The organism is Collinsella aerofaciens (genome assembly GCF_028209625.1).
Classification (GTDB): domain Bacteria; phylum Actinomycetota; class Coriobacteriia; order Coriobacteriales; family Coriobacteriaceae; genus Collinsella; species Collinsella aerofaciens_AM.
The window spans coordinates 48,104-72,163 of sequence record NZ_JAQLDU010000012.1 but is presented as its reverse complement, the minus strand read 5'-3'; the positions used below and the strand labels follow the sequence as shown (position 1 = coordinate 72,163).

Below are 24,060 nucleotides of genomic sequence, written 5' to 3'. Positions count from 1 at the left end.
ATACCCCGAGCGAGCGCAAACGACCGAATTCGGGCCATCTTAACGCCCCGAGCGGACAAGGATATAGCCTAATCTCCATATCGGACTAAAATCATGGCAGCAAACCACCTTCTCATGCGAGGACTCTATGACGGCAAGCGACACGACCGCGACAATTAAAAAGGAAAATTCGGAGCCCAGTTTCGATAAAACGGCTCAGCGCATCCTCAATCTTTTCTTTGTGCTCAACAGCTCCCCCGAACCGCTGACGACCGAGCAGATCGTCTTGGATTCTGACCTGGGATATGGCTCGGGCAACATCGACTCTGATAAGCGCAAGTTTCGGCGCGATCGTGACAAACTGCTCGAACGCGGCATCCTAATCAAGGAGGTTCGCCCTGCCGGCGCGCAGGAGACCGAGGAAAGCTCGTGGACAATCGACCGCGAGCACACGTTTGCAGCAGGTGGCCTCATCACCGCAGACGACGCCGACATCCTACTCAACGCCATCGACCAAACGCTTGCAAGCGGCTCTTCCACCTTTGCCGCACCACTTGCCGATATTCGCTCCAAGATTGCCTACCTCACCGGCAGGACGACGGCGGACGAGGCGACGATCAGCCGCTCTCCCACCGTCGATGCGGTTTGGAGCGCCTTTGCCGAGCGATGCGCGCTGCGGTTTTTATATCAGAACGGACGCGGTGAGCAAAAAGAGCGTACCGTCTGCGTCTACGGCATGTTCGAGCGCGAGGGCGTGGCGTACTTCTGCGGCCTCGACAATGCCACCGACGACATCAGGACATTCCGCTGCGACCGTATCGTTCGCGCTTGGCGTCCTTCGAAGGCCTACACCATCCCTGCGGACTTCAACCTCAACGACTACCTGTTCTTTGAATTCGATTTTGCCGACCGACCGCCCGTTGCAGCTACGTTCTCATTCGCCCCTCAGACGCAGATCGATATGATCAACGGTCTCACGCGCGGGCGAGGTAAGCTCGCACACACCGATGCGGGATGGATCTGGACCGTTGACGTGCGCGACCTTGAAGCCGCCGCCTCATTTTGCATGGCCCACGCCATGGACGGCATGAGGCCCATGGCCCCCAAATCGCTCAAACAGGCGTGGAACCACCTCATCGAAAGGACGGTGCACGAGCATGCCCGTGCGTAAACTCACCAGCGAGCAGAGGCTCTCGCGCGCCATCGACATCATGGAGGCCCTCTACGCCGCCGGCGAGAACGGCATGACTCGAAACGAGATTTGCAGTCGCTTTGACATCACGGGGGCGTCGCTCGACGAGATTCTCGAGATCGTCTCGACGCTCGCGGACCGAGAATCGGGCGCGCGCATCATCTGCGAATGCCACGGCGAGCGTGTGGTCCTCACCGGTGACGCCGGTCGTGTGCTACCGCTGCGCCTGAGTGCCGCCGAGGGCGCCGTGCTCAACCACGAGCTTGAATCGTTGGGGATCGAGCCGCAGACGGCGGCTCGGATTCGATTTGCTCTTCTACCCGAAGAGCTCGGCTATAACCAGCGCGTCTTTGACACCGTCAACCACGGGTCGCACTGGCAGCAGCTGAGCTGCGCCATTCAGGACGGCGTTCGCTGCCGTATCTCGTATCGCTCGATGGACGATGCACGGCCACGCGAGCGTCTGGTCGACCCCTTGCGCATTACGGCAAACGGCGACCAAACATACCTGATTGCCTGGGACATCGCAGTCGATGAGCAGCGCACCTATCGCATGGATAAAATCGAGGGACTCGCCTTAACGGAAGACTCCGTCGTGCCTCACGCACCGGACGTCGCATCCCTCCACGATTCCCTTGCCCGGACGCAGCGCAGCGCAAAGCTCTTGATGCCATTCGATATGGCGGAGCATCTGGACTGGGCCGGCATCACCCTAATCAAGCGCAGCGGGACAGACATGGCAACGGTAACCGTACATTACGGCTCCGAGCGTTGGCTGCTGAGCCAGATAATCGCAGCGGGCGGAGCCATCCGCATCTTGGATGACCCCGCCCTGTCAAAGTGTCTGTGCGATATGGCAAAAACCCTCGTCTGTCCGCTTTAGCGCCGCCGCTCGTGGCGTGCACGCCACAGCTGTAGATAGTGCCCAATCTGCGCCGATTCGATGCGCTGGTAGGAGCTCGTGGGCAGCGACGTTAAGAACTTCTTGCCATAGCCCTTCGTCACCAGGCGAGGATCCGCCAAGATCAGCACACCGCTATCGGTCGACGAGCGAATCAAACGCCCCGCGGCCTGCTTAACCTCGAGCACCGCCTCGGGCAGCGAATAGCGCGCCCATGCGCGGTCTTCGCGCAGGTTGCGCTCGCACGAGAGCGGGTCCGTGGGGCTTGAGAACGGCAACTTGGGAATGATGACGCAGCGCAGCGTCTCGCCGCTGGCATCAAACCCCTCCCAGAAGGCCTTGAGCGCAAAAAGCGACGAGGTCGGTTCGTTGATAAACCGGTCGCGCAGGCGACGAGGAGATGAGTTGCGCTGCTGGCAGTTGAGCTCCAGACCCGCACGGGCCATCTTGGGCTCAACGCGGGCGTATAGGTCCTCCATGTCGCGCCGATTGGTGAACAACGTGAGCACCGATCCGCCCATGGCAAGATGGGCGTCGACCAGTACGCGCTCGAGCGCCGTAAGATAGCTCTCACGATCGCGCGGATCGGGGATATCGCCCGCAACGACTACAGCCATGTTCGAATCGAAGTCGTAGCTCGAATCCAAGTGCAGCGATGACGACGTTGAAGCACCGATGCGATCAAGGCCGACCGCATGGTTAAAGTGCTCAAAGCTTTTGGACACCGTCATGGTCGCCGAGGCAAAGATAGCCGTGTGAACCTCGGGTAGCCACTCGGTTGCCAAAGCCTCGCCAATGTCGATGCGCTCTGCGGTCATCGACTCTCCGCCGGCACGAAGTCTGCGATTGACCTGCAGCGAATACACGTAGTGCTCATCGGTGCCATCAATGATGAGTTTGAGGTTCTCGGCCAGCTCGTGCAGGCGGCGCGAGATATCACCCAGGTCGACAACAACCTCGGGCTTGTCGGCGGCGACGGCTTGCACCAGCGCGTCGACGCTCTTGTCAGCTTGTTCCAATGCGTCGATGCCAGTGTAGGCCGACTGTAAGAAATCATGCCAGTCGTCTGATTCGCGCAGCTCGGGGCCAATCCATAGATTGGCATTGTCATAACCCCCACGCGCACGGCGGCCGAGCTCGCGAACGCCATCGAACACGTCGGCGATTGCCATGCTCGCGCGGGCAACCGTCGACGTCGCCTTGGCAGTAAGGCCCAGATAGAGCGTAGAGCCCTCGGAGGTTGCCAAATCACGGGAAACCTGGCTTAGCGCGCCGGTGCTCGAGCCACCCAGGCGCTCGAACAGGACGCGTGATTCGTCCGCCGACACCACGCGCGCCCACTGACGGCGCGCCTCGCGCTCGATGGAATGGGCCTCGTCGATTACCCAATGACGAATCGGCGGCAAAATCCTGCCCTCGGCCGCGACGTTGCGGAACAGCAGGGAATGGTTGGTGACCACCACATCGGCATGCGCCGCACGACGGCGAGCGCCGTGGACCAAACATTTATCAGGGAAAAACGGGCAGAGGCGACGAGCACACTCGCGCGAGGCCGTCGTAAAGTCGGGACGGTTGACGCTGCGCCACCGAATGCCGAGCGAGTCGAGGTCGCCATCGGCTGATTGGCAGACGTACGCCATAATGACCGCGACCGCCGTGAGCGTGTCCGCCGGATCGCGCTTGGTGGTAATCTCGACCTGGCCGCGGCTCATGCGCTCAAGCTTGCGCAGGCACGGATAGTGGTCATACCCCTTGAGAGCGCAAAATGACAGACCACCGTCCAGTTGCTCCGCAAGTTTTGGCAGCTCATGGTACATGAGCTGGTCGGCAAGATTGTTCGATTTGGTCGCAATACCAACCGTGATGTTGTTACGGCGTGCTGCCTCGGCAAAAGGCACCAGATAGGCCATCGATTTGCCGACGCCGGTGCCTGCCTCAATTACTCGATGAGTGCCCGTGACCAGCGCATCGCGGACCTCGAGCGCCATCGCGATCTGCTCATCACGCGGCTCGTAGGTGGGATACATGCGATTGACCAGGCCACCTGGCGCATAGTCTGCCTCGATCTCCTCACGACTCGGCATCTTGAGAACCGGCAGTTCATCGGCGTCCACCCGATCGTCGGCGCGATCGGCCTTGAGAACGTCAGCACGAGCGGCGCTGAGAGAGAAGATGGAACCAGGGTTCTGCCCTGCCAAGAATGAGAAGATAGGACGATAGGACCAAGGCACGTCCGGATGCATGTCGGCTAGGCGCGCCATGAGGCCCTGGGGCAAGTCGGTGAGCGCCACGAGCAACACGCGCCATACGCCACACAGGGCGTCGACGTCGGCATTGGCACGGTGTGATACCGAGTCGCAGCCAAACAGATCGGCCATAAAAGACAGCTTGTGCGAGGCCAGGCGCGGAAGCGCGATGCGCGACAGCGCCAGCGAATCGATCCAAATATCGCTCACGTTGACGCCGCCTTTGACCGACTCGATAAACGAGCGGTCGAACGTGGCGTTGTGTGCGATCACCGGGCAGCCACCAACAAAATCGGCGAGAGCGGCGACGGCCTCAACCGCCGACGGGGCATCTGCAACATCGGCATTTGTAATGCTCGTGAGCTCGGTAATCTCGGCGGGAATCAGCTGCCTGGGATGCACGAAGGTATCGAAGCGGTCGATGACCTCGCGGCCCGAAAGACGGGCCGCCGAGATCTCGATCAGCTCGTTGTCCTGCACCGAAAGACCCGTGGTCTCGGTATCGAGGATAATCACATCTTCCTCGATAAGGCCGAAGGACTGCGTTTTGGCGCGGTCGGCAAGCGTGGCATAGGAGTCGATGACAAACTGCGGCGTTCCTGACGAAACCGCGTCCTCGATTAGCATGCAATGCCCGCTCGACGAAGGCCCATACGGATCAGGCTGTCACAGACCTGCGGGAACGTCATGTCGTCGGTGTGGCGGATCTCATCCGGATACAGCGACGTATCGGTCATGCCGGGAATGGTATTGGTCTCGAGGATAACGGGGCCGTCCTCGCTCACAATAAAGTCGCTGCGCGAGATACCCAGGCAACCGAGGGCCTTGTGAGCGGCACAGGCAAGTTCCTGAGCGCGAGCGTAATTCTCGGGTGAAATCTGCGCCGGAATGCGATGGATATCCGTAGGGTCGACATACTTCACGTCCAGATCGTAGAACTCGCAGTCCTCGGGCTTACGAATCTCGACAATCGGCAGGGCGCGCACGTCATCTTCGCCGTATACGCCGACGGTGACCTCGGTACCCTCGATGCACTTCTCGACCAGCACTTTGTCGCCGTACTCAAACGCCTTGGCGATTGCCGCGGGCAGCTCGGAGGGCTCATGGACCAGGGAAATGCCATAGCTGGAACCGTTGACGGCCGGCTTCACAAAGCAGCGCTCGCCACAAACCTCGACGATATGATCGATATCGACTTCGTCGCCCACCTCGAGCGCAAGGCCGGGGGCAATGGGAATGCCCGCCTTGGCGTATAGGAGCTTAGAGACCTCCTTGTCGGCACCGCAGGCGCTGGCAAGTACGCCCGAGGCCGTGTAGGGGATACCCAGGGTCTCCATGGCACCCTGCATGGCGCCATCCTCACCGCCGGCGCCGTGCATGGCGATAAATGCCACATCGAATCCGCCGGTCGCCATGGTTACCATAAAGTCATCAGCGGCCGTGTCAAGCAGCTCCACCGAGGTGTAGCCGGCTTCCTTCAGTGCCACCACAACGTTCTTTCCCGAATCGAGCGAGATCTCGCGCTCGGCGGAATGACCGCCCGCCAAGACCGCTACGTGCATGTTCTCTAGGCTTTTACCCGGCATGGGCAGACTCCTCCTCTATAATTTCTGCAGCTGATACCATATTGTAGCGATACCCTCTACGTTTCCCCAAAATCGAAAGGCTTCCATGAATCCCAAGACTAAATCTCAGGACATTCGCGACTTGAGCCAAAACGATATTCGCGAGCTCGTGGCCGAACTTGGCCAGCCCGCCTTCCGCGCGAAGCAGCTCATCGAATGGGTCTTTGAGAAGAACGTTTGTTCGTTTGACGATATGACCAACCTTCCCAAGGCTTTCCGTGAGCAGCTTAAAGAGGCTTTTGCCTTTGATACGCCGACTGAACTCACCAAGCAGGTTTCCAAAGATGGCTCGCGCAAGTATCTGCTCGAGTACCACGATGGCATTTCCGTCGAGACTGTCGGCATGCCCCGTCGTAACAAACTTTCCGTCTGCGTTTCCACCCAGGCAGGCTGCGGCATGGGCTGCGCCTTTTGCGCTACCGGTCTCAACGGCCTCAAGCGCTCTCTGACCGCTCAAGAGATCGTCGACCAGGTGCTTCATGTATCCAACGACTTTGGCGAGCGTGCCACAAGCGTTGTCTTCATGGGCCAGGGCGAGCCGTTTGCCAACTACGACGAGGTTCTCAAGGCATTGCGTATCCTCAACGACCCCGATGGTATCGGTATCGGCGCTCGTCACCTCACCGTCTCTACCAGCGGCGTTATTCCCGGTATTCGCAAATTTGCCGACATCCCCGAGCAGTTCACGCTTGCCGTTTCCCTGCATTCCGCCATCCAGTCGACGCGCAATAAGCTCATGCCCGGTGTTAAGAAGTACACGCTGCTTCGCCTTCACGAAGCGCTTCAGCTCTACACCGAGAAGACTGGCCGCCGCCCGACCTATGAGTATGCCATGATCGAAGGCGTCAACGATACGAATCCCGAGATGCAGGCACTCTGCGACTTCTGCGAGGGAACGCTGTGCCACGTTAACCTGATTCAACTAAACGACATCGAGGGCAGCCCGCTCAAGCCGTCGCCGATTCATAAGGTTGAGGATCTTCAGCGTCGTCTTGAGTCCCGTGGCATCGAGACCACGATTCGTAACTCCCGTGGTAACGATATTGACGCCGCTTGCGGACAGCTGAAACAGCGCTTCAAAGTTCAGAAGAACGCATAGGGGAGTCTTACTCCAAAACGTCTCATGTGAAACATCGAACGGCCCCGGTTGCAGGATATGCAACCGGGGCCGTTTCATTATTGACATCAATTTTGGACCAGCTGCTACCTTTCCCATTATTTACGGACAAAATAAGGGGCCCTTGTCTCATGAATCAGACAAGGGCCCCTTAAAATATGCAGGGTAATTGTTAGGTACCTAATAGCCTACATTTTCCCATTGGTTGCTAACCCAACCTTGATTAATCTTAGGATTTTTCGTTACCTGAGCAGTGCGCATGGCAACATCTTCTGTCATAACATCCATTTTCTTCTTTGACGTATCAACGATATCTTGCGCGCCACGAAGCAAACGACCTCGAAGTTCATCGTCTGTCGCGATCTTATAGCCAGCAAAGGCACCAGCCGCGACAGTCGTCGCCAATGCAATCGCAGTAAAAATCTTATTCCTCATCTTGGCCTCCTTGATCAAACTGAATCATTTCACCAAGAATACGAGAGAGCTCTTCCTCGTCTTTAAACTCAATCTCAATCTTATTCTTTCCACGCGAGCTCTTCACACGAACGTTGGTATTAAATACCTGACGAAGTACACGCGCAGCCTTTTTAAAAGACTGAGGCGTTGCAGGCCGTGGCGTCTTAGTTGTCTCTCCGGCAGAAAACAATGGAGCAAGATTTTCTGTCGCTCTTACGGAAAGGCCCTCCGCAACAACCTTCTCTGCAAGTCGAATTCGCGCGTCCTCATAGGGAACTGCAAGAATCGCACGTGCATGTCCAGCAGTAAGTTTACCCTCAAAAATCATCTGCTGAACTACTTCGGGGAGATCGAGAAGGCGCAGCGAGTTTGTAATTGCAGAGCGTGACTTGCTTACTGCTTTCGACAATGCCTCCTGGGTCATACCGCTGGCATCGATAAGCTGGCGATAGCCCTTAGCCTCTTCGACGGGATTCAGATCAGAACGCTGAAGGTTTTCGATAAGAGCAAGAGCCAGCATCTCTTCATCATTAACATCTTTAATGATGACAGGCAGTTCCTCAAGACCAGCAAGCTTTGATGCCTGATACCGACGCTCACCAGCGATGATCTCATAGCCGTTTCCATGCTTGCGAACCAAGAGCGGCTGCAAAACGCCATGCTCTTGGATTGACTCGCTCAACTCGCGAAGTTCAGTTTCATTAAAATGAATTCGCGGTTGATTAGGGTTGGGAACGATATCCTCAATAGGTAGTTTTGTTACAGATGCGGCATTTGAAGCAGATACAGCAGAACCACCGGTCTCATACTCGGCCTCTGAGACCAAAGCATTGAGTCCACGTCCCAATCCGCCACGTTTCTTTACACTAGGCACGCTTGATCACCTCTTTTGCAAGGTTCATATACGCTTTTGCACCCTTATTTTGAGGTGCATAGGTAATTACCGGTTCTCCAAAAGACGGAGCTTCGGAGATTTTAACCGTACGGGGGATTAGCGTCTTAAATGCCTTATCACCAAAGTACGATTGAACCTCCTCAACAACCTGATTCGATAGAGAAGTACGCGAGTCATACATGGTCATAAGCACACCATAGGTGTCTAAGCCCTTGTTCAGACGTGATTTGACCATCTTCATTGACTCTAGCAGCTTCGTAACGCCCTCGAGTGCGTAGTACTCGCACTGGATCGGAATCAAAACGCTGTCTGCTGCGGTCAAGGCATTGATAGTAAGCAGGCCGAGTGAAGGAGGACAGTCAATGAAAATAAAATCGAACTCGTCCTGAATCGGCTCAAGCAAATCTTTGAGGCGGGTTTCACGAGCAATTGCGCTTACGAGCTCAATTTCGGCACCTGCAAGCTGAATCGTAGCTGGAATTACGAATACCTTTTTGCAATTTGTATCAAGAACAAGCGATTCTGCCGGCACATCATTCAACAATGCATCATAGATGCAGCGATCAAGGTCTTCTTTTTCAATTCCAAATCCACTGGTGCTGTTTCCCTGCGGATCAAAATCGACAATCAGTGTCTTACGACCCTGCTCACCCAGTGCTGCTGCAAGGTTCACAGCCGTCGTTGACTTACCGACGCCGCCTTTTTGATTGATGATTGCAATGATACGCGTGTCTTTTGCGCTCTTAGAACGCTTAACGTCGCGAAATCCCACGGTCCCTCCTGGTGTGTATTAAAGCTGTCAAACGGAGGATGTTTCACGTGAAACATTCCGATTCGATATCAACCGCCATGTTTCACGTGAAACACTGCATGTTGTTAGTATCCATTATGTTTCACGTGAAACATCTAGGCAAGCGGATTCTTCTTTGCCATGCCATTTGCACGAGGCAATGAAACGGATGCCGGATGACTCTTTTTAAGAACAATGAACTCCCTGTGGCCCAAGCCCTCAGGCAAATCGATTGCGTCATTCAGAAGCAAAGTGAAGCCGCAAATCTTAGCTGCTGACATGCCGGAAGCAAGCTCCTCATCGGAAGGATTACCCTTGGTGATAACAAATAGCCCTCCGTCTTTGAGGAACGGAGCAGCATACTCAACAAGAATCGGTAGAGGGGCAAGTGCGCGGGCGGTTACGACAGAAAACTGCTTCTTATGGCTTCGAGCATATTCTTCAAGGCGATCATGAACCGCACGAGCATGTTTCAATCCAAGAACATCAACAAAAGAATTGACAGCATCAACCTTCTTACCAACAGAGTCAATATAAGTAGCTTTACGATGCGTGGTTATGGTTAACGGAATACCAGGGAAGCCCGCACCTGTTCCCATATCGAGCAAAGCTCCCTCAGGAGCCTTATTGATATAGGGGAGCAAAACAAGTGAGTCGAGGATATGAAGTACCGGAGCATCTTCTATGTTAAGAATACGGGTGAGATTGGTTGTCTTATTTGTTTCCAGAACCAAATCCAAATGTTGAATACATTTCCTCAGCTCAGTATCAGTTACGCTCAAGGAATACTCTTTGCAATAGGAAGTTAGACGACTCAACATCTCGTCAGCCTGCTGATCAGTAAGTACTAACAACGAAAGCTCCTTTCTGACAAAAATCAGTGTATCGAGAACTTTTGACAAAAAAAGGGGACGTGGAAACCACGTCCCCTTAGCATAAGCTCGAGTAGATTATCGAGCAACAATCACCACATGGCGATCGGGGTCAGAACCCTCAGAATGAGTATCGACGGCGTCATTGCCACGAAGTGCAATGTGAACCAGTCGGCGCTCGTAGGCATTCATGGGCGGAAGCGAAACACTCTTATGAGTGCGGATGGCACGCTCGGCAGCAGACTGAGCCATGGAGGCAACCTTGTCCTGACGGCGGCTCTTGTATCCCTCGACGTCCACTACAACCGGATACCTAAAGCCGAGCTTGCGGCTCACCAGCAATGAGAACATAACCTGAAGGGCATCAAGGGTGCGACCATGACGGCCAATGAGAACAGCAAGGTCGGGAGCCGTTACATCCAGAATCAGCTCACCCTCGTCGCCCTCATACTCATCGATAGGAGAGTTGGCGGCATCGAAGTGCGAAAGGATGGAACGCAGGATGGAAATCGCGACATCGGCAATGGTGTCGAGCTCCTCGTCGGTCAGCTCTTCACCAGCCTTGTAGCGCTGTGCAATCTCGGGATAATCGCCCGCGACCTGCGGGGCAACCTCCTCAAGCATATCCTCGATGATCTCTTCAGACATAACGTACTCCAAAAGTTAGGTACCTAAATAAGATTGATATCCCACTACTTCTTCTTGTGCGGGCGCGGCTTCTTCTCGCGACGAGTGACCTCAACCTGCAGCGGCGCGTTCTTAAGGCGCTCCTCCTCATCGGCCTTCGCCTTGTCGATGACCTTCTGCGTCACAAAAATCTGCTGGATAACCTGCCAAGCAGACGAGACGTCGTAGTACAGCAGAACACCAACGGGAAGGCTCCAGCCCATCCAAAGCATCATGACCGTCATGACAACGGCCATCATACGCATGCTCTGAGCCTGCTGGCCGGTCTGGTTGCGCGACATATAGAGCTGCGGAATCAGGGTCAGGACAGCGAACAGGATCAGGCAGACCAGCGCAGGCAGCGCGACCATAAAGCCATCGGCAAAGGAGGCACTCGGCGTGGTGGTCAGGTCGGGCAGAATATTAAAGAACGAGAACGTGCCGTCGTTAAAGTAGTCCGGCAGGTTACGCAGCAGCGTAAATAGGGCGAACAGGACAGGCATCTGAATCAACAGCGGCAGACAACCAGCCATCGGGTTGAACTTGTTCTCGCTGTAGAACTTCTGCATTTCCTCGGCCTGACGCTGGGGATCGTCGGCATAGCGCTCCTGGATCTCGAGCATCTTGGGCTGCAGCACCTGCATGCGTGCCGTCGACTTAGTCGACTTGAGCATAAGCGGCGTCAGCAGCAGACGGATGATGACCACCAGGATGATAATGGACAGGCCCCAGTCGACCGCAAAGGTCTGGATGAGCTTGAGCAGCTCGAAAAGGATGTTAACGATCCAATCCCACATGTAAGTTTTCCTCCGATAGCGAGTGCCCGCTAGGGCACAGGGTCATAACCGCCGACGTGCAGGGGATTGCAGCGAGCGATGCGCCTCACGGCAAGCCAGCAGCCTCTCAAAACACCGTACTTCTCAATCGCCTGGACGGCGTATTGCGAGCACGTTGGGTAATAAATGCAGGCGTCAGGCAATAAGGGCGAAATAACCTGTTGATATATGCGAATAGGAGCGATGGCAACACGTCGCAAAACGTGATTGCTCATCGCTCCTCCCCGGCAACGCCGGCGCGTTTCATAAGCGAACGCAATGCATTGTCCATCTCCTGCGGCGAGGAAACCCTCGTCTTGGGAGTTGCGAACAAGATGATGTCATAACCCGCAACGGGAAATCCACAGCTGCGGGCGGCCTCGCGCATCACACGCTTAGAACGGTTGCGCACGACAGCACAACCGAGCCGTTTAGCACCAACGAAGGCGACCCTTCCGGAGTCGCCTTCGCCAACCGATTCACATATGGTCATTCGAATCAGAGGGTGATTGAAACGACGCCCCTGACTGAACACATGCTCGAAATCTTGCCGAGACTTAATAGTCTTCATGCGAGATGTGTGTATCGCTGCTAGACAGTGAGACGCTTGCGGCCCTTGGCGCGACGACGGGCGAGCACGGCACGACCACCCTTGGTGGCCATACGGGCACGGAAGCCATGGGTCTTGGCACGCTTACGCTTATTAGGCTGATACGTACGCTTCATCTTAAGTTCCTCCTGCTGCATTTCGAGTGTCCGCGGGGGCGCGGACGCAGATATAGACACGTGAGCTTGAAGATTGTAGGGAAATCAATGTTCAAATGTCAAGAAATCAAAGGTAAAAGGTTGCGCAGTTCACACGGTTCCCCCATAAGCCGAGCTCGATTTAGCGGTGCATGGCAACTTTTCACGATATTTCATCGAGTTTTCAACAGGTCATGTTGGCAATGTTGAGAACTTTTCGTCCGTTTTCCAAAGTTTTCAACAGGTTTTGAAAAGTTGTCGAAAGATGAGAAACATTGCACGGTGAGCTACTATTTGTTCGAAACCTATTGAAAGATTGCGAGCGGCATGTCTGACGACTTTTACACCATGGTCGATTCCGGAGACCCGGCACCCGACAACGAGCACATCACCGGCGTGCGCGAAGAGCGTAAGGAAGGCGAGCAGACGACCACGCAGGCGCCAAAAGCCATGTATGCCGCGCGCATCGCCGTCTATGACGACATGCTGTCGACACCGCGTGTGATCGTCATTGATCCGCAAGATGTCCGCACGTATTTGGAAGAGACGACCAACACCGTCTACCAGTGTATGAAAGAGCAAGGTGGCCACATCTCGCTCATGGTCATCCGCGAGATTGTCGAAAACTTTATCCACGCACACTTTGCCGAGCCCATCATCTCGATTCTGGACGGCGGAGACACCATCCGCTTTGCTGATCAAGGACCCGGCATCGACGACAAGGAGCGCGCTTTCGACTTTGGCGTTACCAGCGCAAACAGCAAGATGAAGCGCTATATCCGTGGAACCGGAGCAGGGTTTCCCATGGTGCAGGAGTATTTGGAAAACGCCGGCGGGGCCGTGTCCATCGAGGACAACATGGGCAACGGCACCGTGGTTACGGTAAGCCTGGACCCTAAACGCGTGCAGGAAATCGAACGCGCCGGCGGGCGCGGTGCTGCCGTGCGGCCCGAGACGGAGCAGCCCGCATATCCCCTGCCGGGAGCTTTTACGCAGCAGCCCATGGCAACGCAACAGATGCAGCCCCGCGTGGGACAGATGCAGCAGCCCGGAATGCTTCCTACACAAGAGCCCCAGGCGGCGTCGATGTCGATGCCGCCAAACGTGCCAGAGGCCATGCCGCTGGCGGATCAGGATACAGCAGCAATGCAGCAGGCGACGGGGGCACCGGGTGGCCAGCAAATGGGCTATCAGCCGTACCAACAGGGATATCCATATCAGCAGATGCCGCCACTGGGGTATGGCCAGCAGTTCCCGCAGCAGTACCAGCAGGGATATCAGCAGCCGTACCAGCAGGTGACGCAGCAGCAGTACAACCCCTGGGCCCAGCAGATGCCTCCGCAGCCTTACCACCAGTGGCCTCAAAGTTTTCAACAGCAAATGCCGCCGATGCAGAGTTCTCAACAACCAGCAGCTCAAATGATGTATCCTAATGCAGCAAATCAGTATGCGCAGCCACAACCGGACGTGTTCGTAAGCGATCGCGGCAACGCCGCGCTGGGCTATCTGGCGCAAAATCAAGCGTGCGGTGCCACCGATCTGGCGAGGGCGTTTGGAAACTCGGCCCCCACTTGGTCACGCACGCTCAATGACTTGGCGCAGGCCGGCTTGGTCATCAAGCATGGCCAGAAATACCATCTGACCGAACTCGGCGCCGCTCGCGTGCGAGCTCAGAGCTAAAGAACGGGAGAGACAGTGGACGAGGAAGCAAGCATCATCCTGGGGGATGCCATCGCCTTTTGCCAGCGCGACGGCCGAGATGCACGCCTCATCAACATGCTGGGGCAATCGCGCGCCATAAGCCTGACCGAAGATACGCTCACGATCGAGGCCCCCTCGCGCTTTGCCATCGCGCAGCTCAAAAAGCATCAGCCGACCATTGAGGCCTATCTGGAAGAAATCGCCTTTGCACCGATCGCGCTCGACATCGTGGCACCGCAAGGCGCCGCGACGGAATCCGCTGCCGCGACGGCGCCTGCCACGGCTCCCGCAGCTTCCCCGGCGGTGCCGGCCTCCGCAGGCGACGTGCCGACAATCGAGCACCAGCACAGCGATGTTTCCCGTGAAACCATGGCACCGTTGCCGACCGCGGCGGCGACGTCAACGAACGCACCCGTCACGCACATGCCCATCGCTCACGACGCAACGACGGGCGCGGATTCGGGCATTGCAATCAAGAACACGCTCTCGGCCGATGATTTTCGCCGCATGATGAACCAGATGAAGGGCGGAGCGCCAACTAAATCCACGCAAGCTGCGACCCCCGCTTCACCCATGCCAGCACCGACCGCGCCGGCCGAACAGAATACGGATGGAGCCCCGCTCGCCGCGAACTCAAAATTTACCTTTGAGAACTTTGTCTACGGCCCCGAGAACAGCCATGCCTATCGCTCGGCACTCAAGTTTGCCGCCCTCGCGGACGAGCGGGGCACGTGCACATCACTGTTCATCTACGGCAAATCGGGCCTGGGCAAGACGCACCTGCTGCTTGCCATCAAAAACGAGCTCGCCGAAAAGTCGCCCGAGATCAAGGTCAAGTATGCCAACTCCCAGGCATATCTGGACGACCTGATGACCGAGTTCGACCGCCAAAAGAAGAGCAACGCCCCCATCATGCAGGCGTACCACGGCGTGGACGTGCTCATCATCGACGACATCCAAAACATCATCGGCAAGCGCGCGAGCGTGGACTACTTTTTCCAGCTCATGGACGAGTTCATCCGCAACAACAAGAAGGTCGTCATCGCGGCAGACCGCGCCCCCAAGGACCTGAGCATGGACGAGCGTCTAACCAGCCGCTTCAACGCCGGCATGCTCTGCCTGGTCGCAGAGCCCAGCTACGAAATGAAATACAAGATCTTGCAGCGCTATTACGAGAACACCATCGTCGCCGCTCCCGAGGCAGGCGACGACTCGCTGCTGGCGGCCTATGGGGGCGACGGCGGGCACCTAACCGACGAGCACTTTAAACACATGGCCGAGGTCTCGGGCACCAACATCCGCGAACTCGAGAGCTTTTGCGAGCGCTGCGCCGGCGAGGCGGGCGACCGCGAGCGCGAGGGCGGGGAGCTCACCTTTGACGATATCGACGCCATCGCCAGCCAGTACTTTGACACATCGGCCAAAAAGATCAACGTCCAGACGGTTCAGTCCGTCATCGAAGAGCAGTACGGCGTGACGCACGAGGAGCTCATCGGCCCGCGTCGCAACGCCAATATCGCCAAAGCACGCCATATCGCTATCTACCTGGCCATCGAGATGTGCGAGATGACGACCACGGCGGTGGGCGCCGAATTTGGCAACCGCAACCACTCGACCGTCAGCACGAGTTACAAAAAGGTCCAGAAGATGATCCAGGAAGACCGCACCGTCACCGAAGACCTCAAGTCGCTGCGCGATAAAATTACACTGCGCTCGTAGGGAAATAGAGACACCTGTTGAAAACTTGTCGAAACCACGGGCATAAGGTGTCTAAAACCCAACCCGCGGTGATGAAAAGTTTTGCGCAGGTTTTGAACGTGGAAAACCACCCCTGTTGCACACAGGTTGCTGTCGATTCTCTTTCTTGGTCTGACCTGCGTCTTTGGGAGTAATCAACAGTTTCGTCAGTGCTATTACTATTATTAAGATATTTATATCTATAGAAAGGTATTAAAAGATGAAGTTCACCGTCAGCCAGAGCTCGCTTACACAAGCCATCGGCGTCGTTATGAAGGGTGTCGCTTCGGCATCCACCCTTCCCATCCTGTCGGGCGTGCTCGTTAAGGCCCAAGACGGCATCTTGGAATTCCAGACCTCTAACTACACTATCTCGATCCGTCATCGCATCGCGGCGCATGTCGAAGAAGAGGGCGAGATGGTTATCCCCTGTAAGGTGCTCTCCAATATCACCAAGACCCTCCCCGATGCCCCGGTCACCTTTGAGCTGTCCGAGCGCCAGGTGCTGATTGGTTGCGAGAAGAGCTCTTTTAGGCTGAACACGCTCGATGCCAATGACTTCCCCGAGTTTCCGGCCTATGCCATCGAGAGTGCCGTGGAGCTGCCGACCGATGTCTTGTCCGAAATGGTCGGCCGCGTGTGGCGCGTCACCTCGACCGACAAGGCTCGCCCCATCCTGGGCGGCGTGCACATGAAGGTCGAGAACAACACCGTACGCCTGGTGGCGACCGATTCCTTCCGCTTGGCCGTGTGCGATACGCAGGTCGAGACCTCGACCCTCGAGGGCTCCTTTGAGCTCAACGTTCCGGCTGACGCCTTTAACGACGCGCTGAGCATCATGGCCAGCCAAGCGACCATCATGATCGGGGCTACCGACACCCAGGTCGTCTTCGAGGCCGGCAACACCACCTACGTGTCGCGTCGCATCGAGGGCGTGTACCCCAACTACAAGCAGCTCATCCCCGATTCGTGCGTGACGAGCGTCAAGATCGATGTCGCCGCCTTTAACGCCGCCCTCAAGCGCGTAGCCGTTATCGCGAGCGCCAACCCCGCCGTCAAGTTCGAGATCGATGTCGAGAACGGGCAGATGGGCCTGTCCTCCATTTCCAATGACCAAGACCTTGCGCAGGAGACGATCGATGTCGAGGCCGAGGGCGAGTCGGGTACCATCGCCTTCAACTACCACTACATCTTCGGCTGCCTCAATGCCCTGTCCAAGGAGAAGGAGATCACGCTGGAGCTCAAGAGCTACTCGCAGGCGGGCATCTTCAAGTCCTACGACAAGATCAACTACCTGTACCTGGTCATGCCGGTCCGCATCTAGCGCTGCGCCATGACCATGTTCGCTCGCGATCTTTCCGTCGCGCACTACCGCAGCTTCGATAGCTATCGCCTTGCCCTGGACGAGGGCGTGACGATACTTGCGGGACCCAACGCGGCGGGAAAGACCAATCTCATAGAGGCGCTGCAGCTGCTGACGAGCGGTTCCTCGTTTAGGCATCCGACCGCAGCCGAGCTCGTCCATGACGGCGTGGGCTCGTGCAAGATCGAGCTGAGGCTCGAGGGCGACGGCCGCGTGCTTGATATGGGATTGAGCGCGGAGGACGGTAAGCGCTCGTTTAGTCGCAACGGCAAGAGATGCTCTGCCGCCGGTGTGCGCGGGATTCTGCCGAGCGTGCTGTTTTGCCCCGACCATCTGGACATGGTTAAGCGAGGCGCCAGTGTGCGCCGCGCCGCCCTCGATGACTTTGGCATGCAGCTGAGCGCACGCTACGCCGATCTTGCGAGCACCTATGGGCGCTGCGTGACCCAGCGTAACGCCTTGCTCAAGGAGACCTGGTGCTGTCGCGAGATGCTCGGCGCGTGGAACGATTCGATTGCTCGCGCGGGCTCGGCCCTGCTCGTGCACCGGTTGGCCCTACTCGACCGGCTGGCGGGCCATGTGCACACTGCCTACGGGCAAGTGGCGTCCGGCGAGGCTGCCAACGTGACCTATGCGTCCACGCTGGGGGATTTGCCCCAGGTCGAGGATCGCGAAGAGCTGAAGGGTTGGGCGTACGAGCGCATGCTGGCCGCCCTTGACGAGCATGCCGACGAGGAAATTCGCCGCGGCGTGACGTTGGTGGGACCGCATCGCGACGAGATCGAGTTCACCGTGGCGGGTCGCTCCGCCCGTTCATTTGCCAGCCAAGGACAGCAGCGCACGCTGGTACTGTCCTGGAAGGTGGCCGAGGTGGCCGTGGCTCGCGATGTCCTGGGCACCGCCCCGCTGCTGCTTTTGGACGACGTGATGAGCGAGCTCGACGGCGAGCGTCGCGGCGCTTTCCTGCGGCTGATCGGCGATGATATCCAGACGGTCATAACTACGACCAACCTGGGGTACTTTACCGATGACCTGCTTGATCGAGCCAAGGTGGTGAGCATGGGTGAGACGTGCTGATTACGAGCGCGAGAGCGAAACGGTCGCCTTCAGTGGCTTTTTGAACGCAGAGCGCCAGCGCATCCTGGCGGCTGCAACGCCTAGGCGTCGTGCGCAGATGGAGGCTGCAGAGGAGTCTCGTGCGGTCTATCGCGCCTGGAATGCGGTGTGCTCGGGCACGCGCGAGGGGCGGCATGTGACGGGGCTGCGTTACCTGCCCGAGTCCAATGAGCTGCTGGTGTATCTCGACTCGCCCTCATGGACGCAGGAAATGACGCTGCTGCGCGAGATCATCCGCGCGCGCATGGAGCGCGCCGGTGCGCATGTGGACGGCCTGGTGTTCAAAACTACCGCGCCCGGTCACACGCCACCCGCCGCCAAGGAGCGCCTGCGCCCGGCGACGACCGAGCGCCCGCCGGCCCCGCACGCCGACCTAAGTGAGGCCGAGCGCACCGAGATTGAGCGCCAAGTGGCGCCCATCGAAGACCAAAAACTGCGCGAGGCCCTCGAGAACGCCATGAGAGCCAGTGCCGAGTGGGCCAAGGGCGTGCAAAGCAAAAAAGAGCCTTAAATCGCATCTGGTGGCCTTGTAGAGCCAAATACCCTCGTTCCCGAGGGTATTTTTTTACGATAAACTAGTAAGGCTGTACACATTTTCTTGACTGAAGGAGGACGTGTGGCAAACGAAAACGATTACGATGGCGGCGAGATTAAGATTCTCGAAGGTCTCGAGGCCGTTCGTAAGCGCCCGGGCATGTATATCGGCTCGACGAGCGCCAGCGGTCTGCATCACCTGGTGTGGGAGATCGTTGACAACTCCGTCGACGAGGCCATGGCCGGTTTCTGCACCGAGATCCAGGTGACGGTCCACGCCGACAACTCCATCACGGTCGTCGACGACGGGCGCGGCATCCCCGTCGACGAGCACCCTGTTAAAAAGATCCCGACGCTCGAGGTCGTCATGACGATCCTGCACGCCGGCGGTAAGTTCGATAACTCGGCCTATAAGGTCTCGGGCGGCCTGCACGGCGTGGGCATCTCCGTCGTCAACGCACTGTCCAAGCGCGTGGTCGTTCAGGTTCGTCGCGATGGCAACACCTACGAGATGGAATTCTCGCGCGGTAAGACCGTCAAGAAGATGGAGGTCGTGGGCACCTCGGATTCGACGGGCACCACCGTCACCTTCTGGCCCGACGACGAGATCTTCGAGACCTGCATCTACGATTTCGATACGCTGCACAACCGTCTGCAGGAGACGGCGTTCCTCAATAAGAACCTCAAAATCGTGCTGACCGACGAGCGCGAGGCGACTCCCCACGTGGAGGAGTTTTGCTACGAGGGCGGCATCGTCGACTTCGTCAAGTTTCTCAACGAGGGCAAGGACGTCCCTGAGGCCTTTAAGGAGCCCATCTACATCGAGGGCAAATCGGATCCGGACGCGCCTGTGGCCAAGATGGGCGAGGTTGAGGTTTCCCTGCAGTGGAATAGCGGCTACGGCGAGAACGTCATGTCGTTCGCCAACGACATCTACACTCCCGAGGGCGGCATGCACCTTGAGGGCTTCCGCACCGCGCTCACCCGCGTGATCAACGACTACGCGCGCAAACAGAACCTGCTCAAGGAAAAAGACGCCAACCTGACCGGCGACGATGTGCGCGAGGGCCTTTCGGCCGTTATCTCGGTCAAGCTGCCCGATCCGCAGTTTGAGGGCCAGACCAAGGCAAAGCTCGGTAGCTCCTATATGCGCGCGCTCACGCTCAAGATCGTGACCGACGGCCTCGCCGATTACTTGGAGGAGCATCCCAAGCCCGCCCGCGAGATCGTCAAGAAGGCGCAACAGGCCTGCAAGGCGCGCAACGCCGCCCGCAAGGCGCGCGAGGCGACCCGCCGCAAGAGCCTGCTCGAGACGGCGTCCCTGCCCGGTAAGCTCGCTGACTGCTCGGTGCGCGATGCCGAGCTGACCGAGCTCTTCATCGTAGAGGGCGACTCGGCAGGCGGTTCGGCCAAGGACGGCCGTCGCCGAGACATCCAGGCGATTCTGCCCCTGCGCGGCAAGATTCTGAACGTCGAACGCGTTGGTGACCATCGCGCGTTCTCGAGCGACACCATCCGGTCGCTGATTACCGCGATCGGCTGCGGTGTCACGACGAGTGCCGGCGACGGCGGCGACTTCGATATCACTAAGGCTCGCTACCACAAGATCATCATCATGACCGATGCAGACGTCGACGGTGCGCATATCCGCATCCTGCTGCTGACGTTCTTCTACAAGTACATGCGTCCGCTGATCGATGCCGGCTACGTCTATGTTGCCTGTCCGCCCATCTTTGGCATTAAGGTGCGCAACAAGATCCACTACGTGTATCCCAACGGCCGCCAGCCCGAAGACGAGATCCTGCGCGACACCATCCAGGGTCTGGGACTGAACCCCGACGATAACGACGAGGACGGCAAGGCCAAGGACGGCAAGATCACCAAAAAGCGCAAGGGCTATACCGTCCAGCGCTACAAGGGCCTGGGCGAGATGGACCCCAAGCAGCTTGCCTCGACGACGATGGACCCCAAGACCCGCATTCTGCAGCGTGTGTCGATCGAGGACGCCGTGGTGGCAGACCGCGCCGTGCGCGAGCTGATGGGTTCCGAGGTCGGCTATCGCCGCGAGTACATCGAGAAGCATGCGCACGACGCGCGCTTCTTAGACGCCTAACCTGTTCGGCTTTCCCAGCCACCGCACCTTCGCCCTCAATCGTCGGTCGCGTACCCAAGTACGCTTCCCTCCTCTTTCGAGCGAATCTGCGGCACCTGGAAAAGCCGTCTCCGTGGCAGGGAACTAATGGACCACGCAAACCATGAGGAGGTAACGTGGCAGACGATATCAACAATAACGAGGGTATGGGCGAGGCCGGCGATGCCGGCATGCCCGACGATCTGAAGCGCCTGCTTGCCCGTGCTGAGCAGGGCGAGGACGGCGATCCTGACGCCTATAACCCCGATGCCGATGATGACGAGGAAGAGGACGACGACGGTGAGCTCGAGGAGAGCTTTGGCGAAGTCGATCGTGGCGCCTCGGCCGGCGAGGATATAAACGGCGGCCAGCTCCAGATTTCGGAGTTTGGCCGCGAGATGAAGCAGTCATTTATCGAGTATTCGATGTCGGTCATCACGGCGCGCGCCCTGCCGGACGTGCGCGACGGCTTAAAGCCGGTGCACCGCCGCATCCTGTACGCGATGAACGAGAGCGGCATCTACCCCAACCGTCCGCACAAGAAGTCCGCTTGGACGGTCGGCGAAGTTATCGGTAAGTACCATCCGCACGGTGACTCCGCGGTCTACGAGGCAATGGTTCGCCTGGCGCAGTGGTTCTCCATGCGCACGCCGCTCATCGACGGCCACGGCAACTTCGGCAACATCGACGGCGACGGCGCCGCTGCCATGCGTTACACCGAGAGCCGCCTGGCAAAGCCCGCCATGGAGCTGCTGCGTGACCTGCAGAAGGATACCGTCGACTGGCAGCCCAACTACGACGAATCGCTCGCCGAGCCTCAGGCGCTGCCCGCGCGCTTCCCCAATCTGCTGGTCAACGGCAGCCAGGGTATCGCCGTCGGCATGGCCACCAACATCGCCCCGCACAACCTCACCGAGGCGATTGAGGCCACCTGCTACCTGATCGATAATCCCGACGCCACTGTCGACGAGCTCATGCAGATCATGCCCGGTCCGGACTTCCCCACCGGCGCTATCATCATGGGCAGCGCCGGCATTAAGCAGAGCTACGAGACCGGCCGCGGCTCCATTACCGTGCGCGCCAAGGCCCACGTGGAATCCACCAAGACCGGCCGCAACCGCCTGGTCTTTACCGAGATTCCCTACATGGTCAACAAGGGCACCCTGCAGGAGAAGATCGCCCAGCTCGTCAACGACAAGCGCATCGAGGGCATCTCGGACATGCGCGATGAGTCCAACCAGAAGGGCATCCGTCTGGTCATCGAGCTCAAGAAGGGCGTCATTCCGCAGGTCGTGCTCAACAACCTGTATAAGTACACCTCGCTGCAGACGACCTTCGGCGCCAACAACCTGGCGCTCGTCAACGGCGTTCCCAAATGCCTGAGCCTGCGCGAGATGCTGCAGCACTACATCGACCACCAGGTCGACGTCGTCACTCGCCGCACCCGCTTCGACCTTAAGAAGGCCCAGGCCCGCGCGCATATCCTTGAGGGCTACTTGATGGCTCTCGACCATATCGACGAGGTCATTAGCATCATTCGCTCCTCGCAGACCGATTCTGAGGCCAGCAGCCGCCTGATCGAGCGCTTTGGCTTTACGCCCGAGCAGACCACGGCCATCCTCGAGATGAAGCTGCGCCGCCTGACTGGCCTGGAGCGCGACAAGATTCAGGAAGAGCTGGACGGCCTGCGCCGCGCCATCGCCTACTACGAGGACCTGCTGGCGCACGAGGAGAAGATCCTGGGCGTCATTAAGGAAGAGATGCGCGAGATCTCCAAGAAGTTTGGCGATAAGCGCCGCACCGAGATCAGCCAGGTCGAGAAGGACCTGGACGTCGAGGACCTCATTGCCGACGAGGACATGGTCGTGACCATCACCCACACCGGCTATGTCAAGCGCATCCCGGTGGCCGCCTACCGCGCCCAGAAACGCGGCGGCAAGGGCGTGTCGGGCGTCAACCTCAAAGAGGACGATGTCATCGACGAGATGTTCATCGCGTCCACGCACGAGTACGTGCTGTTCTTCTCGAGCAAGGGCAAGGTCTATCGCCTGAAGGTGCACGAGCTGCCGGTGGGTACGCGCCAGGCGCGCGGTACCGCGATCGTCAACCTGCTGCCCTTCGAGGAGGGCGAGAAGATCGCGAGCGTCATCAGCTGCCGCGAGTTCCCTGCCGACGAGTACCTGATGTTTGCCACCAAGAGCGGCATGGTCAAGAAGACCGTGATGAGCGCATATGACCGCAGCCGTCGCGACGGCCTGATCGCTATCAACCTGCGTGACGACGACGCGCTGCTGAACGTGCGCCGCGTGCGCGAGGGCGACAAGATTATCCTGGCCACCACCGCGGGCAAGGCGATCATGTTCTCCGAGGAGCAGGTGCGCGCCACCGGCCGCGATACCAGCGGCGTTCGCGGTATCGGTATGAAGGACGGCGTGAGCGTTCTGGGCATGGAAGTCACTAACGGCAACGGCGATCTATTCGTCATCACCGAGCGCGGCTACGGCAAGCGCACGCCGGTCGCGGACTACCCGGAGCAGAATCGCGGCGGCCAGGGCGTCTACACCATCCAAATGACCGAGCGTAAGGGTAACCTCGCGGCCATGAAGACGGTGGGCCCGCAGCACGAGCTGTTCATCGTGACGGAGGGCGCGACGGTCATTCGCGTCAAGACCGATGAGATCAGCCAGACTGGCCGCGCTACCCAGGGCGTCAAGATGATGACCGTCGACGACAACGACCGCATCTGCGCCGTAGCCCGCATGACGGCCGCCAAGGAGAAGCCCGAAGGTGAAAGCGCCGAGGCCGCAGCCGACACCGAAGAGGCCCCAGTCGGCCTAGGCGACGGCAACGACATGCCAGAGGATCTCCTAGACGAGTAAGAGGCCCTAGCTGGTAGAAAATATCAGACCCCATATATCGGCGGTCGGCGCACTGCGCGTCGACCGCTTTTTTGAAAACTTTGGGACTCGCGTACGCCCCGGCCGCACGGCGGCATGTGAAGTCGATCGCGAGTTCCGCACGAGCCAGAGAGCACTTAATGTGCTCTCTGCGCGAGTCAGGACTGTCCGAGCAGGCGACTTCACATGCCGCCGTGCGGCCGGGACGAACACCCTCCAAAGATTTTCAAAAAAGTTGTTGACGCGCGCGTAACGACTCGTCTAATATATCCCTTGCGCGATG

21 protein-coding genes are annotated in these 24,060 nt (G+C 58.1%); 10 read left to right on the top strand and 11 right to left on the bottom strand.

Going from position 1 to position 24,060, the window contains the following annotated elements:
- Positions 1-127: 127 nt before the first annotated feature.
- Entirely contained in the window at positions 128-1,150 is a 1,023-nt protein-coding gene (locus PMW70_RS07055; RefSeq protein ID WP_117629996.1) for a helix-turn-helix transcriptional regulator, read from the top strand.
- Positions 1,137-2,054: a helix-turn-helix transcriptional regulator gene (locus tag PMW70_RS07050; RefSeq protein WP_117629995.1), complete on the top strand. Its 918-nt coding sequence runs from the start codon at positions 1,137-1,139 to the stop codon at positions 2,052-2,054. The genes PMW70_RS07055 and PMW70_RS07050 overlap by 14 nt, the downstream gene beginning before the upstream one ends.
- Here PMW70_RS07050 and PMW70_RS07045 read toward each other — a convergent pair.
- Both PMW70_RS07045 and PMW70_RS07040 read right to left on the bottom strand, forming a co-directional pair.
- Positions 2,051-4,945 (bottom strand): helicase C-terminal domain-containing protein, encoded by a 2,895-nt coding sequence (locus PMW70_RS07045; RefSeq protein ID WP_118256740.1) that lies wholly within the window; start codon positions 4,943-4,945, stop codon positions 2,051-2,053. The genes PMW70_RS07050 and PMW70_RS07045 overlap by 4 nt on opposite strands.
- On the bottom strand, positions 4,939-5,904 hold the full coding sequence (locus PMW70_RS07040) for a D-alanine--D-alanine ligase family protein (RefSeq protein WP_117655795.1): 966 nt from the start codon (positions 5,902-5,904) through the stop codon (positions 4,939-4,941). Before PMW70_RS07040 ends, PMW70_RS07045 begins: the two co-directional genes overlap by 7 nt.
- Before the next feature lie 85 nt (positions 5,905-5,989).
- On the opposite strand from PMW70_RS07040, the gene rlmN reads away from it, so the two are divergent.
- Entirely contained in the window at positions 5,990-7,042 is a 1,053-nt protein-coding gene (gene rlmN, locus PMW70_RS07035; RefSeq protein ID WP_117634727.1) for a dual-specificity RNA methyltransferase RlmN, read from the top strand.
- A gap of 198 nt (positions 7,043-7,240) precedes the next feature.
- On the opposite strand, the gene PMW70_RS07030 is transcribed toward rlmN, so the two are convergent.
- The 9 genes from PMW70_RS07030 to rpmH form a co-directional block, all read right to left on the bottom strand.
- Entirely contained in the window at positions 7,241-7,495 is a 255-nt protein-coding gene (locus tag PMW70_RS07030) for a hypothetical protein (protein ID WP_099432405.1), read from the bottom strand.
- A complete protein-coding gene (locus PMW70_RS07025; RefSeq protein WP_199408909.1) occupies positions 7,485-8,390 on the bottom strand; it encodes a ParB/RepB/Spo0J family partition protein in 906 nt (301 codons plus the stop codon). Before PMW70_RS07025 ends, PMW70_RS07030 begins: the two co-directional genes overlap by 11 nt.
- On the bottom strand, positions 8,383-9,183 hold the full coding sequence (locus PMW70_RS07020) for a ParA family protein (protein WP_117584022.1): 801 nt from the start codon (positions 9,181-9,183) through the stop codon (positions 8,383-8,385). Before PMW70_RS07020 ends, PMW70_RS07025 begins: the two co-directional genes overlap by 8 nt.
- 134 nt (positions 9,184-9,317) lie before the next feature.
- Positions 9,318-9,983, bottom strand: a complete 666-nt coding sequence (rsmG, locus tag PMW70_RS07015) for a 16S rRNA (guanine(527)-N(7))-methyltransferase RsmG (protein WP_271744352.1) — start codon at positions 9,981-9,983, stop codon at positions 9,318-9,320.
- A 168-nt stretch (positions 9,984-10,151) separates the two neighbouring features.
- Positions 10,152-10,721 carry a Jag family protein gene (locus tag PMW70_RS07010; protein WP_022093802.1) on the bottom strand — a complete coding sequence of 190 codons (570 nt, stop codon included), beginning with the start codon at positions 10,719-10,721 and terminating at the stop codon, positions 10,152-10,154.
- A 44-nt stretch (positions 10,722-10,765) separates the two neighbouring features.
- Positions 10,766-11,536 (bottom strand): YidC/Oxa1 family membrane protein insertase, encoded by a 771-nt coding sequence (locus tag PMW70_RS07005; protein ID WP_055251326.1) that lies wholly within the window; start codon positions 11,534-11,536, stop codon positions 10,766-10,768.
- 29 nt (positions 11,537-11,565) lie between these two features.
- Positions 11,566-11,790: a membrane protein insertion efficiency factor YidD gene (gene yidD / locus PMW70_RS07000; protein ID WP_022093804.1), complete on the bottom strand. Its 225-nt coding sequence runs from the start codon at positions 11,788-11,790 to the stop codon at positions 11,566-11,568.
- Positions 11,787-12,125 carry a ribonuclease P protein component gene (gene rnpA, locus PMW70_RS06995; RefSeq protein WP_082435526.1) on the bottom strand — a complete coding sequence of 113 codons (339 nt, stop codon included), beginning with the start codon at positions 12,123-12,125 and terminating at the stop codon, positions 11,787-11,789. Before rnpA ends, yidD begins: the two co-directional genes overlap by 4 nt.
- Positions 12,126-12,145: 20 nt before the next feature.
- Positions 12,146-12,280 (bottom strand): 50S ribosomal protein L34, encoded by a 135-nt coding sequence (rpmH, locus tag PMW70_RS06990; protein WP_019127408.1) that lies wholly within the window; start codon positions 12,278-12,280, stop codon positions 12,146-12,148.
- A 345-nt stretch (positions 12,281-12,625) separates the two neighbouring features.
- On the opposite strand from rpmH, the gene PMW70_RS06985 reads away from it, so the two are divergent.
- The 7 genes from PMW70_RS06985 (at position 12,626) to gyrA (ending at position 23,759) form a co-directional block, all read left to right on the top strand.
- Positions 12,626-13,978 carry an ATP-binding protein gene (locus PMW70_RS06985; RefSeq protein ID WP_271744350.1) on the top strand — a complete coding sequence of 451 codons (1,353 nt, stop codon included), beginning with the start codon at positions 12,626-12,628 and terminating at the stop codon, positions 13,976-13,978.
- A gap of 15 nt (positions 13,979-13,993) precedes the next feature.
- Positions 13,994-15,718 carry a DnaA ATPase domain-containing protein gene (locus PMW70_RS06980; protein WP_089572573.1) on the top strand — a complete coding sequence of 575 codons (1,725 nt, stop codon included), beginning with the start codon at positions 13,994-13,996 and terminating at the stop codon, positions 15,716-15,718.
- Positions 15,719-15,956: 238 nt separating this feature from the next.
- Positions 15,957-17,060, top strand: a complete 1,104-nt coding sequence (gene dnaN / locus PMW70_RS06975) for a DNA polymerase III subunit beta (protein ID WP_271744349.1) — start codon at positions 15,957-15,959, stop codon at positions 17,058-17,060.
- A 9-nt stretch (positions 17,061-17,069) separates the two neighbouring features.
- Positions 17,070-18,176 carry a DNA replication/repair protein RecF gene (gene recF / locus PMW70_RS06970; RefSeq protein ID WP_271744348.1) on the top strand — a complete coding sequence of 369 codons (1,107 nt, stop codon included), beginning with the start codon at positions 17,070-17,072 and terminating at the stop codon, positions 18,174-18,176.
- Positions 18,163-18,726 (top strand): DciA family protein, encoded by a 564-nt coding sequence (locus tag PMW70_RS06965; protein WP_271744347.1) that lies wholly within the window; start codon positions 18,163-18,165, stop codon positions 18,724-18,726. The genes recF and PMW70_RS06965 overlap by 14 nt, the downstream gene beginning before the upstream one ends.
- A 105-nt stretch (positions 18,727-18,831) precedes the next feature.
- Complete coding sequence (gene gyrB / locus PMW70_RS06960; RefSeq protein WP_271744345.1) at positions 18,832-20,862, top strand: DNA topoisomerase (ATP-hydrolyzing) subunit B; 2,031 nt, start codon at positions 18,832-18,834, stop codon at positions 20,860-20,862.
- 185 nt (positions 20,863-21,047) lie between these two features.
- On the top strand, positions 21,048-23,759 hold the full coding sequence (gene gyrA / locus PMW70_RS06955) for a DNA gyrase subunit A (RefSeq protein ID WP_271744363.1): 2,712 nt from the start codon (positions 21,048-21,050) through the stop codon (positions 23,757-23,759).
- Positions 23,760-24,060 lie beyond the last annotated feature (301 nt).